The following is a 16,261-nucleotide window of genomic DNA, read 5'->3' on the forward strand; positions in this document are numbered from 1 at the left end:
ATGATACTTGAGGACGATTTCAAAACGTCATGCAGAGCGCAGCGAAGCATCTTTACCGCAGCAGTAATTATTTACTTCCGAGGTAAAGATGCTTCGCTGCGCTCTGCATGACGTTTTGGGAGAGTCCATCACGCTAGAATTTAAAATTGTAAGTGACCGATGGGATGATGGGAAACAGCGACACCTGCTGCGCCGTGAAGCCGTCGATGAGGTCGGTGTTGGGGTTGCGCGAGATTTCGAAGTACACGAAGTAGGCGTTGCGCCGGTCGTATGCGTTGTAGATGCTGAAAGTGAGGTCGCGTTCGGTGCCGAAGCGTACGGGGCGCAGCTTCCACACCACGCCCAGGTCGAGGCGGTGGTAGGGGATGAGGCGGTAGGTGTTGCGGTCGGGGTACACGGGCACGGCCAGAATCTCGCCGCCCGGCACGTTTTGCAGCGGGAAGCGGCCGGCTGGCAGCGTGGTGGGCGCGCTGCTGGTGTACACGAAGCTGGCCGTGAGGCTCAGGCGGGTGTTGAGCTGGTGCAGCACCACCACGTTCAGGTTGTGGCGGCGGTCGTAGCTGGGGTAGTAGTCGCGCCCGTCGTTGATGCCCGTGGTGCCGCGCTGGGGCGGGAAGCGCCGCCAGCTCCAGGCCAGAGTGTAGCCTATCCAGCCGGTGGTTTTGCCTTTTTGCTTTTCCAGGTACAGCTCGTTGCCGTAGCTCCAGCCCTTGCCGAACAGAAATTCCTGGTCGAGGTTGGGGTTGGCGAAAATCTGGGCGCCGTCGCGGAAATCAACCTGGTTTTGCGCCCACTTGTAGTACACCTCATCGGTCAGCAAAAACTTGCCGCCGAACAGCAGCCAGCTCACGCCCGTGCTCACCTGCTGCGAGCGCTGCGGCTTCACGCTCAGCCGCGAGGGGTACCAGATGTCCGTCGGCAGCGAGGCGCCCGTGTTGCTGGCCAGGTGGGCGTACTGGTACATCAGGGCGTAGTTGGCTTTCAGCGAAAGCTTGCTGTTGAAGGCGTAGCGCGCCGCCAGCCGCGGCTCCAGCCCGCCATACAGCTGCCCCGCGTCGCTGCTGAAGCCGCTCAGGCGCAGTCCCACCTCGGCCTGCAGCTTGTCGCTCACCTTCCAGTTGTCGCTGGCGTAGAGGCCGCCCTCCAGCGCGGGGTAGCTGATGTCGTCATCCACGTTGAGCGAGTTGTCGGCCGTTTCGACCTGCAGCCGGCCTACCCCGAAGGTGTGGTGCGTGAAGCTGGCTCCGAAGCGCAGCTTGTGTGCGGGATTCAGGTCGTAGTCGAAATTGACCCGGGCGTTGTAGTCCCGAATGGTTGAGGTCAGTCCAAACGAAGCCACGTCGACCTGGCTGCCCAGTGAGTAGCGGTAACTCGTCAGGCCCACCTGGGTGTTGGCCGTGAGGCGGGGCGAAAACGTGTGCTGCCAGCGCAGCGTGCCCAGCGTATTGCCCCATGAAAAATTGGCCTGCAGGTTGCCAAACGAGTTGAAGCCGAACACGTCGCGCCCCAGGTAGCCGGTGGCAAACACTTGGTCCTTCTCGCCCAGCGTGTAGTTGGCTTTGGCGTTGAAGTCCTGAAAATAATAGTCGGGAATGGGCCGGTAGCCCTCCGTGCCGGCATTGGCCCGGTTGATGGCGCGCGTGAACACGTCGAAGTAAGTGCGCCGCGCGCTCACGATGAACGAGCCCTTGGCCGGCTGGCCGTCTTCGCGTTTGCCCAGCGGACCTTCCAGACTCAGGCGCGAGGCAATGAGCCCGATGCCGCCGGTCACGGTGAACTTCTCGCGGCTGCCCTCGCGCAGCCGAACGTCAATCACCGACGAGAGCCGCCCGCCAAACTGCGCCGGAAAGCCCGACTTGTACAAATCCACGCTCTGCACCGCGTCGGAGTTGAACACCGAAAACAGCCCGAACAAGTGGTTGGGATTATAGATAAGGGCGTTGTCGAGCAGTACCAGGTTTTGGTCCGAGGAGCCGCCGCGCACGAACAGGCCGCTGCTGCCCTCGCCGCCGCTCTGCACGCCGGGCTTAAGCTGTAGGGTTTTCAGAATGTCCACCTCGCCAAACAACGCCGGCAGCAGCTTGGCCTCGCGGATGCTGAGGTGCTCCACGCCCATCTGCGTGGTCACGAGCTTTTCCTCCAGCGTTTGCTGGCCCTGCACCACCACCTCGGTCAGCTCATTGGCGTTGGGCGTCAGCGTCAGGTCGCGCTGCTGGTTGCGGGCTAGGTTCACCCGAAACGTCTGGGGCAGATAGCCCACGAATGATACCAGCACCTCCTGCGGCCCCGCCGGCACATCGAGGCGGTAGCGGCCGTTTTCGTCGGTGGCCGTGCCCAGGCCCAGGGTCGGCACGGCCACGGTAGCGCCCGGCAGGGCCGACCCGTCGGTACCGCGCACCAGCCCGCTGAGCACGTGCCGCGCCTGCGCCCAGCCCAGCTGCGGCGCCAGCAACCCCAGCAAGAGTATGATGGCCGCGGCCCGGTAGCTGGTGCGAATCCTTGTTGGCATATGCTTCTTTGGCCTGCTGGTTTTCGTGGCTGATGAACGGTCGCTGGCCCTGGTGCGTCCGCCACTTCACTGTCTTTACCGCCCACGGCGGCGACAATGCTTCGCTTCTTCATGCGTTCTTCATGTTGATAAACGCGCAGCCTCCTTGAAAGTTAACTGGTAGGGCAGAACGACGCACAAGCGAGGCATGGCCCCGCTTGTGCGTTGCATGAAACTGGCGGCTCATCCCGGCCCCGGGGTGCGCTCAATCCTCACCTCTAGGCCGAATACTTCATTGCCGCGCACCCGCCATAGTCCCGGTGTCCGCTGGTAGCCCGCTGGAATGCTAATTTTGCAGCTTCTCAAGCGGCCAACGTATCACCCGGCCCATCCATTTCGTCAAATGTCCGACCTCCAATCACTCATCGAAGCCGCCTGGGCCGACCGCGCCCTGCTCCAAACCCCCGAAACCAAAGCCGCCATCGAGCACGTCATCGAAGAGCTCGACAAGGGCCGCCTGCGCGTGGCCGAACCTCCGCAAGACCGCGCCAACGAGTGGCAAGTGAACGACTGGGTGAAGAAAGCCGTCATCCTCTACTTCCCCATCCGCCAGATGAGCACCCAGGAAGTGGGGCCCTTTGAATACCACGACAAGATGCTGCTCAAAACCGACTACGCCGGCCAGCAGGTGCGCGTGGTGCCGCCCGCCGTGGCCCGCTACGGCGCCTACCTGGCCCCCGGCGTCATCCTCATGCCCAGCTACACCAACATCGGCGCCTACGTGGGCGAGGGCACCATGGTCGACACCTGGGCCACCGTGGGCAGCTGCGCCCAAATTGGCAAAGGCGTGCACCTGAGCGGCGGCGTGGGCATCGGCGGCGTGCTCGAGCCCGTGCAGGCGGCCCCCGTCATCATCGAAGACGGCGCCTTCATCGGCTCGCGTAGCATCCTGGTCGAAGGCTGCCGCATCGGCGCTGAGGCCGTGATTGGCGCGGGCGTCACCATCACCGGCAGCACCAAAATCATCGACGTGACCGGTGCCGAGCCCAAGGAATACAAAGGCTACGTGCCGCCGCGCTCGGTCGTCATTCCCGGCTCCATCGCCAAGCAGTTTCCGGCCGGCGAATACCAGGTGCCCTGCGCCCTCATCATCGGCCAGCGCAAGCCCAGCACGGACTTGAAAACCTCGCTGAATGATGCGCTGCGAGATTTCGGCGTGAGCGTGTAGGCCCCATTGCCCATACCAGCCACAAAAAAGACCCGCGGATGTCCGCGGGTCTTTTTTGTGGCCAAGAAAGATGAGTTGCTATATTCCGGGATTTAACTGAGATATTGCGTGAGTACAAGCTGTGAGGCGTCAGGTCATCACAGCGTTGCACTGTACAAGCGCACGCTCTCATCTACTTTTTTCTGCCATGGCCGACCAAGACTTTCCCGAAGACCCCACGCTAGCATCGTCCTTCGACCCGCACAATCTAGATAAATCAGTCATTGCCCTGCCGCTGCTGCTCAAGCTCGCCGCCGACGACAACGCCAGGACTTGGTACCGCGAATTACGCGCCCTCGTGGGCGAGGAGCCAGATAAGTGGGAGGCCTTCCTAAAAAAAGCAGTACGCTTTAATGAGGTGTTCGACACGGTTGATGAAAGAGACCTTCACTTTTCATTTCCGTGGCGATTTCTGCCAAAAAGTGTTTATGCCTTTTGGATTTCTCTCAACAGGCAGGCGCGGCACGATTGGCTGCTCTGGTTCAGGGCCCTGCTGAATTCGCCCACAAAAACGTGGGAGAGCGAGACGTTTGCCGTCATCATCGACTTAAACCTGCAACACCCCGAAGGCCGCAAAGGCGCCCGGGACTGGGTGGTGAAGGCTCTCAATGACTTGGTGCCAAACCTGGGCACAGAGGCCGATGAAAACGCGAAAAACCAATACGTGCAGCAGTATCTGTTTGTGCGCTTGAAAGGCGATGACATCCGCCGCCTGGTGCGCCAGGATGCGCACAATGCGGCCCTCCTGGCGGTGCCGGCCGGCGTGAGCGCGCGCGCCATCTACCGCATCTGGCCCGATTTCCCCATCAACGCGCTGGTGAATAAGTCCATCTCGACGGTGAAGGCCGACGCCGCCCAGGTGTCGTACGCCGCCTCGGGGCAGGGCATTGTGTGGGCCGTGCTCGATTCCGGCATCAACGAGCACGAGCATTTCACGAAGCACGAAAACCTGAAGCTGCTGGCCCCGCTCGAACACCGCGACTTCACCAACTCGCCCACCAGTACCGGCCCGCTCTCCGACGGCCTCGGGCACGGCACGCACGTGGCAGGCATCATTGCCGGCGAAATGAGCGCGCCCACCGCCGACCCGCCCGAGTACCTGCGGGCGTTTTCGCGCGAGCGTGACGGCATGGGCGACGTCGACTACGTGCAGCAGAAAATACCCCACATCAGCGGCATTGCGCCCAAGTGCAAGCTCATGAGCCTGAAGGTGATGGACGACAAGGGCCAGGGCGAAGCCAGCAACCTCATCGCCGCCATTGCCCTGATTCAGGAGCTGAACGGCCACGGCCGCAACCTGCTCATTCAGGGCGTCAACATGAGCGTGGGCTACCCGTTTGAGCCCGAGTGGTTTGCCTGCGGCCAAAGCCCGCTGTGCGTGGAGGTGAACCGCCTGGTGCGCTCGGGCGTGGTGGTGGTGGTGGCCGCCGGCAACACCGGCTACGGCGTGGCCCAAAGCAAATTCAACGGCCAGATATCAGCCGGCATGTCGCTCACCATCAACGACCCGGGCAATGCCGACCTGGCCATCACGGTGGGGGCCACGCACCGCGACATGCCCCACGTTTACGGCGTGTCCTACTTCTCCTCGAAAGGCCCCACCGGCGACGGCCGCCTCAAGCCCGACCTTGTGGCACCCGGCGAAAAAATCATCTCCTGCGCGGCGGGTACCAAAAAGCAGGAAATGGAGAGCAAAGTCAAGCAGGATTGCCATTACCTCGAGCAAAGCGGCACCAGCATGGCGGCCCCGCACGTGTCGGGAGCGGTGGCGGCTTTCCTCTCCATCCGCCGCGAATTCATTGGCTATCCCGAAAAAGTAAAGGGCTTATTCCTGGAGTCGGCCACCGACCTCAAGCGCGAGCGGTATTTCCAGGGCGCCGGCCTCGTCGACCTCATGCGGGCCATCCAGTCCGTGTAACCGCCTGTTTTTACGCTTTTCTCTCACCTTTTCTCTGTTGATGATGACTACGCTGCACGAGTTTCCGTTCTTTCCCATCAATTTCAATAAGAAGGGCGAGGTCGTCGCTCCGACTGAAGTGGCCGAATTGCTTGCCCATTTATCGGCCACGCCCGTGACCGATTTGCTGGTGCTCTCGCACGGCTGGAACAACGACACGGACGAGGCCCATGCCCTATACGACGGCCTGCTGGGGTTTTTGCGGCGTTTTGCGCCAGTGGGCCGCACGTTTGCCGTGCTGGGCGTGCAGTGGCCATCTAAAAAGTTTGCCGACAGCGACCTGATTCCGGGAGGGGCCGCCAGCGGGGCGTCGCAGGTGGCCGATGCGGAGCTGCTCGCCCAGCTTGAGCTGCTCCGCGGGGCTTTCGATGCCAACGGGGCAGACGCTGCGTTAGACGAAGCCAAAAGCCTGGTCCCTTTGCTGGAAGACAAGCAAACGGCCCGCACGCGCTTTGCCGACCTGCTGAAAAGTGTGCTGGCCGGCGTTGAAACGGCCACCACCCAGGACATCGACGGATTAGAGCACGTGCAGGGTGCGCCCAGCAGCTCGCTCGTGGAAAAGCTGGGCCAACCCGACCTCTTAACAACTGCACCGGCCGCGGCCGAAGGCACCCCCGCGCTGGGGCACGTGGCGGGCCTGGGCGACATTTTCAGCGACATAAAAGCCGGCGCGCGCAATTTGCTCAACTTCACCACCTACTATCAGATGAAAGAGCGGGCAGGCCTGGTAGGCAGCACCGGGTTGCGCGGGGTGCTCGCCAGCATCAAGCAGGTTCACCCGGCGCTGAAGCTGCATTTGGTGGGCCACAGTTTTGGCGGGCGGCTGGTGACGGCCGCCATCAGCGGGCAAGACCAGTTTGAGGCGGCTTCACTGAGCCTGCTCCAGGCGGCATTTTCGCACTACGGCTTTTCGGACAGCTACGACGACAGCCACAAGCCCGGCTTCTTCCGGCCGTTGCTTACCTCACGGCGCGTTACCGGCCCCGTGCTGGCCACCCACACTGCCGCCGACTTTGCCGTGGGCCGCATGTACCCGCTGGCCTCGCGTCTGGCCGGCCAAGTGGCGGCCGACCTGGGCGGCCCCACGGACACGTACGGCGGCATCGGCCGCAACGGCGCCCAGAAAACCCCCGAGGCCACCACCGGCACGCTGTTGCGCGTTCCCGGCACCTACGCCTTTGCGCCAGGCCGTATCCACAACCTCAATGCCGATGGCATCATTGGCAACCATTCCGACATAAGCCGGGAGGAGGTTGCCGCCGCCATCATGCAGGCGGTTGCCACCACTTGAGTTCGTATGAATCTCCACACAAAAACGAGGTGCCACGCAAGCGGCACCTCGTTTTTGTGTGGGCAAAAAGGATTGAATTACACCCCCGCCTTCAGCTTGTCGCCAAACAGTGCCTTCACCTTGTCCACTTTGGGGCGGGCCACAAACTGGCAGTAGGGCTCGTGGCCGTGCAGGTTGAAGTAGTTCTGGTGGTAGTCCTCGGCCGGGTAGAAGGCCGGGGCGGGCAGAATCTCCGTCACCACGGGGTTGGGGAAGGCCTGGTTGTCGTTGAGCTTTTTCTTATACTCCTCGGCCAGCTGCTTCTGCTCGTCGTTGTGGTAGTAGATGCCCGAGCGATACTGCGTGCCCACGTCGTTGCCCTGACGGTTGAGGGTGGTGGGGTCGTGGGTTTTCCAGAAAATCTCGAGCAGCTCCTTATAGCTGATAACGGCCGGGTCGAAAGTGATGTCAATGACTTCGTTGTGCCCCGTGAGGCCGCTGCACACTTCCTTGTAAGTAGGGTTGGCAATGCGGCCGCCGGTATAGCCCGAAACCACTTTTTCAACCCCTTTCAGGTTCTGAAAAACGGCCTCGACGCACCAGAAGCAGCCGGCGCCAAATGTTGCATGTTGCATGGATAGGATGTTGATTCGTTGTGTTTAGTAACAACGCGGTAGACGCGGCAGAGGTTTATTCCTTACAAGAGCGGTAATGAAAGAACGTCATGCTGAGCGCCGTCGAGGCATCTCTACCGCAATATGATTACTGCTGCGGTAGAGATGCTTCGACGGCGCTCAGCATGACGTTCTGAGACTGCCTACAAGCTGGCCTTACTTCCGGAACCGCTCGGCTACCACTAGCTCCTTCGAGCCGGCCGTGTGCTGGTAAAAGCCTTCGCCCGACTTCACGCCCAGCCGGCCGGCCATCACCATGTTCACCAGCAGGGGGCAGGGGGCGTATTTGGGGTTACCCAAGCCTTCGTGCAACACCCGCAGAATGGCCAGGCACACGTCCAGGCCAATAAAATCAGCCAGCTGCAGCGGGCCCATGGGGTGGGCCATGCCCAGCTTCATCACCGTGTCGATTTCCTCCACGCCGGCCACGCCCTCAAACAGCGTGATGATGGCCTCGTTTATCATCGGCATCAGAATGCGGTTGGCCACGAAACCGGGGTAGTCATTCACTTCGGTGGGGGTTTTGCCCAACTGGCGCGACAGGTCCATCACTTTCTGCGTCACGGCGTCGGAGGTGGCGTAGCCGCGAATCACCTCCACCAGCTTCATCACCGGCACGGGGTTCATGAAGTGCATGCCAATCACCTGCTGCGGCCGCTTGGTGACGGCCGCAATTTTAGTAATGGAAATCGACGACGTATTGGAGGCCAGAATGGCTTTGGCGGGCGCATGCTGGTCGAGGTCGCGGAAGATTTGCAGCTTGAGGTCCACGTTTTCGGTGGCGGCTTCTACCACCAACTCGGCGGTGGCCACGCCCTCGGCCAGCGAGGTGAAGGTGCGCAGGCGACCCAGGGTGGCGGTTTTGTCGTCTTCGCTCAGCGTGGCCTTGGCCACCTGGCGGTCGAGGTTTTTGGTGATGGTGCCCAGGGCCCGGTCGAGTGCCGGCTGGCTGATGTCGATGAGCGAAACAGCAAAGCCGTGCTGCGCAAAAACGTGGGCAATGCCATTGCCCATGGTGCCGGAGCCAATAACGGCGACGTTCATATAGAAGCGGAAAAAGAGTGGGTGGGAGTGCTGAAACCGGGCAAATGCCCGATGGTTGCAAAGCTACGCTGCCATTAGCATCTGCCATTTTTGTTTGCATCCAGCTAAATATTTTTTCAATTATTATATCCTTTTCAAAACACCCCCGTACAAGGCCACATAGTTGTTTCTTTCACCTCCTTCACACACTCTCTAGCCATGGGCAACCTCCTGTATATCATCGCCGTCATCCTCATCATCATTTGGGCCGTTAGCTACTTCGGTGGCTTCTACACGGGCGGCATCATCCACACCCTGTTGGTCATTGCCATCATCGCAGTGCTCCTGCGCGTTATCAGCGGCCGAAGCGCCGTCTAACGCACCCCGCCTGGGTTAACTTTAAAAACACAAAAAAGCCGTGCTGGCAACAGCACGGCTTTTTTGTGTTTTACAGCAAGCAAACGGCCTTTATTTGCCGATGTTGAACAACAGGCTAAAGCGCACTACCAACCCGGGGTAGAGCGAGTAAATGCTGCTGTCGAAATTGTAGAGGCCCACAATGTCGAACGCGGCCTTATCGCTGAATTGGGTGCGGTAGCCGACGCCGGCCAGGGGCGTGCTCACGGTTTTGTTAATCTTCGATAGGTAGCCGAAACCGTCCTCGCCCAGCAGTTGGGCGTTGGTCACTTCGTATTCGGCGTGCAAAAAGAACTCCCGGTACACGATGAATTGGGCAAAGGCCTTCACGCCCAGGCTGCTGGTCGAAATGCTGGACGCCCCCGCCGCGGTAATGGCGTAGCCGTCGGGCACGGAGTAGCTGCTGTAGGCGTAGGAAATGCCCGGGCCCACTGCCAGGCGGTTGGTGAGGCGGAAGCCCAGCGCCGGGGCCGCGCTGATGTTGAACTGCGACAGCTGGTTGTAAGACGAAAAGCCCAGCCCGAAGTTGGTGTAGATGAACTTGCGCGTCGGGGGCTCGTCTTCGGCGCCGCCGGCTTTGGTGGCCTTGCGGTTGGGGAAGTCAAGCCCCGAAGGCGCGTCGGGAGAGGGTTGCGGCGCGGGGTACGTGCCGGCGGGCTCCTGAACCGGGGCCGGAGCGGGCTCGGTAGTGGGCGCCGGCACCGGCTCCACGGGACGTGGCTGCGTGGCGGGTGGGCCGGGCGGCGCCGAGTTCAGCACGGGCTTTTCCTGCGCCTGGGCGCGGTGGGCGGGCAGCAGGCCGGCAACCCCGGCAAGCAGCAGCAACGGAAGCAGATGGCGTTTCATGGAAAAAAAATGAGGAATGTGAAATGAAGAACGAGGAATTTTAGCCTGGGAATTCTGCATTCCGCATTCTTCATTCCTCAGTAGGCAACGCAGCGCGTTAGGCCAACTGGTACATCTTCTGACGCTGCGCTTTCAGCGTTTCGTCGGCCAGGTATTCTTCGTAGTTCATGCGGCGGTCGATGATGCCGTCCGGCGTCAACTCAATGATGCGGTTGGCCACGGTATCGATGAACTGCAAGTCGTGCGAGGCGAAGATGAGCGAGCCGGTGAATTCTTTCAGGCCGTTATTTAGCGCCTGAATGCTTTCCAAATCCAAATGGTTCGTCGGGTCGTCGAGCACCAGCACGTTGCCGCTTTCTAGCATCATTTTGCTAAGCATGCAGCGCACTTTCTCGCCACCGCTCAGCACGTTGGGCTTCTTTTGGCTCTCCTCGCCCGAAAACAGCATGCGGCCCAGCCAGCCGCGCACGAAGCTCTCGTCCTTCTCCACCGAGTACTGGCGCAGCCAGTCCACGAGGTTCATGTTGTCGGCCTGAAAGAAAGCGCTGTTTTCCTTAGGGAAGTAGCTGGGCGTAATGGTGGTTCCCCACTTGTAGTCGCCCTTGTCGGCCTTGGTTTCGCCAAAAATGATGTCGAACAGCAGGGAGGCGGCGCGGTCGTCGCGGCCCACAATGGCCACCTTGTCGCCCTTGTCGAGCGTAAACGACACGTTTTTGAGCACCGGAATGCCATCCACCGATTTGCTCACGCCCTCCACGCTCAGGAGTTGGTTGCCGGCTTCGCGCTCGGGCTTGAAGGCGATGTAGGGATAGCGGCGCGAGGAGGGTTTAATTTCCTCCAACGTCAGCTTTTGCAGCAGCTTCTGGCGGCTGGTGGCTTGCTTCGACTTGGAGGCGTTGGCCGAGAAGCGGCGCACAAACTCTTCGAGTTCCTTGCGCTTGTCTTCGGTTTTCTTGTTCACGTCCTGGCGCTGGCGCAGGGCCAGTTGGCTGCTCTCGTACCAGAACGAGTAGTTGCCGGGGTACATCGTGATTTTCGAGAAATCGAGGTCGGCCATGTAATTACACACGGCATCGAGGAAGTGGCGGTCGTGGCTCACCACAATCACCGTGTTCTCGAAGTTGTCGAGGAAGTTTTCGAGCCAGAGCACGCTCTCGGCGTCGAGGTTGTTGGTCGGTTCGTCGAGCAGCAGCACGTCGGGGTTGCCAAACAGGGCCTGAGCCAGCAGCACGCGCACTTTTTCGCTGGCGCCGAGGTCCGACATCAGGCTGTAGTGCTTGTCTTCGGTGATGCCCAGGCCGGAGAGCAGCTCGGCGGCCTGGTAGTCGGCGTCCCAGCCGTTCATGTCAGCAAACTCGCCTTCGAGCACGCCCAGGCGCTCGCCGTCGGCGTCGGTGGCGGTGCCGGCATCGTACTTGGCGTAGAGGGCATCTTTCTCCTTCATCACCTCGGCCAAGCGCTGGTGGCCCTGAATCACGGTTTGCAGCACCACCTGGTCGTCGTAGGCGAACTGGTTCTGCTTCAGCACGGCCAAGCGCTGGCCGGCGGGCATCTCCACCGAGCCGGTGTTGGGCTCAATCTCGCCCGAAAGGATTTTCAGAAACGTCGACTTGCCCGCGCCGTTGGCCCCGATGAGGCCGTACACGTTGCCCGGCAAAAACTTGACGGTGACATCTTCAAACAGCACGCGCTTCCCGTAGCGCAGGCTCACATTGGTGGTGGAAATCATTCAATCAGAAAATAGTAGCTCACAAAATGGGCGGCGCAACGCGCAGCAGGCCCCAAAATTACGCAACAGGACGCGGGCCCGAATCCAGGGCCCGCAAGTAGTTGGCGGCCTCCGCGAAAATAACTCCCCAACCCTGCAAATAGTGCCCGCGCAACGTGCTGGCTGCCGAGTGCGTGCAACGGCGAAAACCTCTTGGGCACCATGATAGTATAAATTACCAGCGAACCGGCGCAACCGGCTTTTTCTCACCCTTAAACGTTCCAACCGGCCATGGCTGACAACCAACTGACTTCCGAATCTAATGGCCTGCGCATGGGCATCCTCACGGCTGTGGTGCTGGTGGCCTACACCGGCATCGCGGCGCTGGCAGGCTTCCTCGACAACATTGAGGCAGGCACCCTCGACATTCTCATTCTGGCCGCCGGCGTGGTGCTGGCCATCAAGCGCCTCAAACGAAGCTGCGGCAACCGGCTTTCTTACTTCTCGGGCTTTAGCACGGGCATCATCACGGCCCTGGTCGCTTCGGTCATGCTGGGCGCCTTTTTCTGGCTGTTGGGCGGCATCAGCCAAGGCGCTGTTGAGCGCATTCAGGCCCGCGACTTGTTTGGCGCCGACCTGGGCGTGCTCATCGGCGGCCTCGGTATTATTCTGCTAGGCACCATGACGGGCGTTATCACGTCGCTGGTGGCCATGCAGTATTACAAGAGCCCTGACCATCAGCCAATAGCGAGTCTGGATTAAGGCTTGTACTTTTCAAATAGCATGTTGAAAGAGCCTCTTATGAGGTTCTTTTTTTGGTATAATTCTAATACGGCAAAATATGCCTTATAATAAAAGTTAGATAAAACAGAAACTAAACATTATCTTTCGGACGTTGTCGAAAAAGCCTACCCTTTTTCAGGTCAAAAGATTGTTTGTTATGTCTAAGTTCTTCCTATTTGGTCTTGCTTTTTTGCTTGCCTGCTCGTCGTTTACGGCTCATGCGCAAATGGCTGACCGTTTGAGTGAGCACCCGTCATTTGGCAAGGCTGCAACCAAGGATGCTGAAGCCATTACCCGTGAGATGGCCAACCGCCTGCGTCTCAACGAGGGGCAGGTGCTGCGCCTGCTGCCCATCAATCGCACCAAGCTCGTGGGCCTCAACAGCATCAACCGCGAGTATAAGAACGACGAAGCCACCCGTGCCGCCAAAGCGGCCGAGCTCGAAGCCCAATACGAGCAGGAGTGCAGTCGCATTCTCACGCCTTCGCAGCTGAGCCAGCTGCAGCAAAGCAACGGCCAGCCCGCCCAGGCGCCCGCCACTTCGGGCAACGGCTTAGGATAAATAGCCCATCCAGCATTCACACATAGAAAAGGCCCTCAGTTTGCGCTGCGGGCCTTTTTTATGTGTGAATGCTAAGGCTCGGAAGGCGAGAGCGGGTCGGCGAGGACTTCGGTGACCGTGCCCAGCGGGCCAAACCGCAGGCTGATGCACGGGGCCCCGGAGCGGGCGTGTCGGCCTTCGCATTGCGTGCCGGGCTCCAGGTAGTAGTAATACACCTTTTCGGTGCCGGCGCGCAGTTCCTCCTCGTCGGGCTGGCCCAGTAGGGCGGTCACGTCGTTGGCGCGGGCTTCGTAGAGCTGCTCTTTTTGGCGCAGCAGCACCGGCACCGCGGCGCGGCGCTGGTCGCGGCAGGCGTACGGGTCGGCGCGCCAGGCGGCGCTGTCGAAGCCGGGCAGCTCCGGCAAGGCATGGCCGCAGCCGCTGAGCCACAGGGTGCCCGCACTCAACAAAATTGCACCGCGTCGATAGGCTGTCGGCCACATAAAATTTAACATTAGCAGGAAAAGCGTTGCAAATGTGGCGCTAAGTTCGGAAAATAGCCTAAGTCAAGCACTAAATTTGGCACGAAAGTGTAGTGAGCTTTCGGTTAAGTAATTGAACAATCATTAGGTTTAGTGTCGATGCGTTTTCGTGTAGCCATTTTTGGTTTGGTAGCGGGGGTACTGCTGCCGGCTTTTGGAGGGGAAGCGCAAACGGTGCCGACTACGGCCTTGGCCAAACTTCCCGCGCCGGCGCAACGCGCCTACTATCAGACGGCTTTTGAGCAGCAGGCGGCGCAGCTTTACGCCAAACTGGGCCTGAGCAGCACGGGCCTGCCGCTCACGGTTTTTCGCGAAGGGCTGGTGGGCTACTACAACCTGCGGCCCGCGGGCAAACGCGCCAGCGCCCCGCCCGTGCTCACGCTCATCGATTTCAGCCGTTCCAGCCAGCAAAAGCGCCTGTGGGTCATCGACGTGGAAAAGGCCAAGGTGCTGTTTCATACGCTGGTGGCGCATGGCAAAGCCAGCGGCGCCGATGTGCCCCTGGCGTTTTCGGACCGCAACGGCTCCGAGATGAGCAGCCTCGGCTTCTACCGCACGGCGCCCACCACCTACACGGGCAAGCACGGGCTGTCGCTGAAAATCAAAGGCCTGGACCCCGGCTTCAACACCAACGCCGAAAGCCGGGCGGTGGTGGTGCACGGCGCCGAGTACGTGTGCGAAGACTTTGTGAAGGCCCACGGCCGCCTGGGCCGCAGCCAGGGCTGCCCGGCCCTGCCCGTGGCCGAAACGGCCGCCATCGTGAAAACCATCAAGGGGGGCAGTGTGCTGTATCTGCATGGCCCGGCCCGGGCCGGCTACCGCTCGCGCTGGCTCAACCTCGATACGGCCGTGGCGGCGTTTGCGGGTATTCATAAGGTGGGCTGAGGCCCTTGGCCGCTGCGGCAGAATAACCAGAACGGAAAGGGTGCGTTAAAAGCGCATCGGGCCGGGCCCGATGCCGGCTGCCTGTGGCCGGACTCCTCTTTTACCCACCCTTTTCTTTACTTCCATGCGACTCAATTTCCGCTTCATCATTGCCATCATCGTGGCGGCGGTCTCTCTTTTTGGCTACTACTTCAACACGTCGAAAAACGAGGTGACCGGCGAAACCCAGCACGTGAACATGAGCGCCGAGCAGGAAATAGCCCTGGGCCTGCAAGCCGCGCCCGAAATGGCCGCCCAATACGGCGGCGAAAGCCCCGACGCCCGCGCCACGGCCGCCGTGCAGCAAGTGGGCCAGAAAATCATTGCCAGCACCAAAGCCGGGCAGACGCCCTACAAGTTTCAGTTTCACTTGCTGGCCGATGACCAGACCATTAATGCGTTTGCGCTGCCCGGCGGGCAGGTGTTCATCACGCAGGGCCTGCTGAAAAACCTGACCTCGGAAGCGCAGCTGGCCGGCGTGCTGGCCCACGAAATCGGCCATGTGGTGGGGCGCCACTCGGCCGCCCAGGTGGCCAAGTCGAACCTGACCCAGGGCCTGGCCGGCGCGGCCACCATTGCCTCGTATGACCCCAACAGCCCCGGCAGCTCGGTGGCCAAGGCCGCCGTGGCCGCCGCCATTGCCAAGGTCATCAGCCTGCGCTTCGGGCGCAACGACGAGTTGGAGGCCGACAAGCTGGCCGTGGACTTTACGCCCCAGGCCGGCTACGACCCCCGCGCCATGATTCAGGTGATGAAGATGCTGGAGCAGCAGGGCGGCCGCAGCTCCACGCCGGAATTTCTGAGCACGCACCCCGACCCGGGCAACCGCATCGGGGAGCTGCAAAAGGAAATCGCGGCGGAGTTTCCGCAAGGCGTGCCGGCGGGGCTGAAGGAGTAGTCTGAACCACGGATTCGTGCGGATTTTTCGGATTCCGCGGATTTTGTGGACGGCACGTATGCCGGCAACCAGACGGTGCCCAACAATAACAATCAATCCAACAACAAATAGATAAAAAGGCCGCTCATTGAGCGGCCTTTTTGTTGCAGGCTATGCCGGGATAATCGTCTGCAAAAGCCGCGGAATTCGAAAAATCCGCACAAATGCGTGGTTCAGAAATTGGGCGGCGTCAGGTTCTTGAAATGGCCATTCAGGCGCACCCGCTCTTTTAGGCGCTCGGTTTCGAGCACGATGGGCAGGATGGTGTCGAGGTGCTCGCGCACCATTTCCTGGCGCTCCAGCTCGCTGGTGGTGGCCAGCAGCTGGTATTCCTGCTCGGTGCTGAAGCCGATGTGGTGGGCCACGTCGAAGATGCTGTAGTCGGGGGCAAGCTCCAGCAGCAGTTTGCGCAAGCCCAATGCTTCGTAGAGCTGGCGCACCTGCACCGTGATGATTTCGCGCAGCACGGGGTCGGCCTCGTGGTCCTGCACCACGTCTTCGACCAAGCCGCCGGCGTAGAGCTTGCCCGGCGCCTGACGGTAAAATTTGTTGATGCGAAACACCCCTTCAGCCTTGGTCCGGATGTCGAGCTCGCCGCTGGAATAGGTTTGCTCCACGCTCACGAGGCGCATTTCGGTTCCAAGCTCGCTGAGCGAATTGTCGAGGTAGGGCGGAATGCCGAAGGTGGTGTTTTGCTCGATGCACTCGCGCACCAGCTGGCGGTAGCGGGGCTCGAAGATGTGCAGGTTGAGTTTCTCACCCGGAAAAACCACCAGATTGAGCGGGAAAAGCGGCAGCAGGCGGGCCATGAGCGAAGGACGGGTAAGAAGGAAGGTGAGCAGTAGCGTAACAGCCAATGCCCGGTATTGGGTTTGGCCCGTCGG

Annotated in this window: 15 protein-coding genes; 8 read left to right on the plus strand and 7 right to left on the minus strand. The window is 60.7% G+C overall.

Annotated features, from left to right (window positions below):
- Positions 1–133: 133 nt before the first annotated feature.
- Positions 134–2,509, minus strand: a complete 2,376-nt coding sequence (locus MUN81_RS11645) for a TonB-dependent receptor (protein ID WP_245110556.1) — start codon at positions 2,507–2,509, stop codon at positions 134–136.
- Positions 2,510–2,891: 382 nt separating this feature from the next.
- On the opposite strand from MUN81_RS11645, the gene MUN81_RS11650 reads away from it, so the two are divergent.
- The 3 genes from MUN81_RS11650 to MUN81_RS11660 all read left to right on the plus strand — a co-directional run bounded on the left by MUN81_RS11650 (position 2,892) and on the right by MUN81_RS11660 (position 7,003).
- A complete protein-coding gene (locus tag MUN81_RS11650; RefSeq protein ID WP_245110558.1) occupies positions 2,892–3,716 on the plus strand; it encodes a 2,3,4,5-tetrahydropyridine-2,6-dicarboxylate N-succinyltransferase in 825 nt (274 codons plus the stop codon).
- Positions 3,717–3,903: 187 nt separating this feature from the next.
- Positions 3,904–5,673 carry a S8 family peptidase gene (locus tag MUN81_RS11655; protein WP_245110559.1) on the plus strand — a complete coding sequence of 590 codons (1,770 nt, stop codon included), beginning with the start codon at positions 3,904–3,906 and terminating at the stop codon, positions 5,671–5,673.
- A 40-nt stretch (positions 5,674–5,713) separates the two neighbouring features.
- The gene (locus MUN81_RS11660; protein ID WP_245110561.1) at positions 5,714–7,003 is read left to right on the plus strand and encodes a hypothetical protein; all 1,290 of its coding nucleotides are present in this window, start codon (positions 5,714–5,716) and stop codon (positions 7,001–7,003) included.
- 77 nt (positions 7,004–7,080) lie between these two features.
- Here MUN81_RS11660 and msrA read toward each other — a convergent pair whose 3' ends face one another.
- Together msrA and MUN81_RS11670 are read right to left on the minus strand one after the other, a co-directional pair.
- The gene (msrA, locus tag MUN81_RS11665) at positions 7,081–7,617 is read right to left on the minus strand and encodes a peptide-methionine (S)-S-oxide reductase MsrA (RefSeq protein ID WP_245110563.1); all 537 of its coding nucleotides are present in this window, start codon (positions 7,615–7,617) and stop codon (positions 7,081–7,083) included.
- A 195-nt stretch (positions 7,618–7,812) separates the two neighbouring features.
- Positions 7,813–8,700, minus strand: coding sequence for a 3-hydroxybutyryl-CoA dehydrogenase (locus MUN81_RS11670; RefSeq protein ID WP_245110565.1), 888 nt, complete (start codon positions 8,698–8,700; stop codon positions 7,813–7,815).
- Positions 8,701–8,898: 198 nt separating this feature from the next.
- Here MUN81_RS11670 and MUN81_RS11675 point away from each other — a divergent pair, with 198 nt between their 5' ends.
- Positions 8,899–9,057 (plus strand): lmo0937 family membrane protein, encoded by a 159-nt coding sequence (locus MUN81_RS11675; RefSeq protein ID WP_245110567.1) that lies wholly within the window; start codon positions 8,899–8,901, stop codon positions 9,055–9,057.
- Positions 9,058–9,147: 90 nt separating this feature from the next.
- Here the strand turns inward: MUN81_RS11675 and MUN81_RS22710 are convergent, their stop codons facing one another.
- Both MUN81_RS22710 and MUN81_RS11685 read right to left on the minus strand, forming a co-directional pair.
- Complete coding sequence (locus MUN81_RS22710; RefSeq protein WP_280638185.1) at positions 9,148–9,942, minus strand: hypothetical protein; 795 nt, start codon at positions 9,940–9,942, stop codon at positions 9,148–9,150.
- Between the two features lie 97 nt (positions 9,943–10,039).
- On the minus strand, positions 10,040–11,671 hold the full coding sequence (locus tag MUN81_RS11685; RefSeq protein ID WP_245110569.1) for an ATP-binding cassette domain-containing protein: 1,632 nt from the start codon (positions 11,669–11,671) through the stop codon (positions 10,040–10,042).
- Between the two features lie 270 nt (positions 11,672–11,941).
- Between MUN81_RS11685 and MUN81_RS11690 the strand changes: the two genes are divergently transcribed.
- Positions 11,942–12,412, plus strand: coding sequence for a DUF4199 domain-containing protein (locus MUN81_RS11690; RefSeq protein WP_245110570.1), 471 nt, complete (start codon positions 11,942–11,944; stop codon positions 12,410–12,412).
- Between the two features lie 247 nt (positions 12,413–12,659).
- Entirely contained in the window at positions 12,660–12,995 is a 336-nt protein-coding gene (locus MUN81_RS11695; RefSeq protein ID WP_245110572.1) for a hypothetical protein, read from the plus strand.
- A gap of 71 nt (positions 12,996–13,066) precedes the next feature.
- On the opposite strand, the gene MUN81_RS11700 is transcribed toward MUN81_RS11695, so the two are convergent.
- Complete coding sequence (locus MUN81_RS11700; protein WP_245110574.1) at positions 13,067–13,441, minus strand: hypothetical protein; 375 nt, start codon at positions 13,439–13,441, stop codon at positions 13,067–13,069.
- A 264-nt stretch (positions 13,442–13,705) separates the two neighbouring features.
- On the opposite strand from MUN81_RS11700, the gene MUN81_RS11705 reads away from it, so the two are divergent.
- Both MUN81_RS11705 and MUN81_RS11710 read left to right on the plus strand, forming a co-directional pair.
- Complete coding sequence (locus tag MUN81_RS11705; RefSeq protein ID WP_245110576.1) at positions 13,706–14,401, plus strand: murein L,D-transpeptidase catalytic domain family protein; 696 nt, start codon at positions 13,706–13,708, stop codon at positions 14,399–14,401.
- Between the two features lie 124 nt (positions 14,402–14,525).
- Positions 14,526–15,338, plus strand: a complete 813-nt coding sequence (locus MUN81_RS11710) for a M48 family metalloprotease (protein WP_245110578.1) — start codon at positions 14,526–14,528, stop codon at positions 15,336–15,338.
- 212 nt (positions 15,339–15,550) lie between these two features.
- On the opposite strand, the gene MUN81_RS11715 is transcribed toward MUN81_RS11710, so the two are convergent.
- A complete protein-coding gene (locus MUN81_RS11715; protein ID WP_245110579.1) occupies positions 15,551–16,234 on the minus strand; it encodes an LON peptidase substrate-binding domain-containing protein in 684 nt (227 codons plus the stop codon).
- Positions 16,235–16,261 lie beyond the last annotated feature (27 nt).

It is taken from the genome of Hymenobacter sp. 5317J-9 (assembly GCF_022921075.1).
Taxonomy (GTDB): Bacteria; Bacteroidota; Bacteroidia; order Cytophagales; family Hymenobacteraceae; genus Hymenobacter.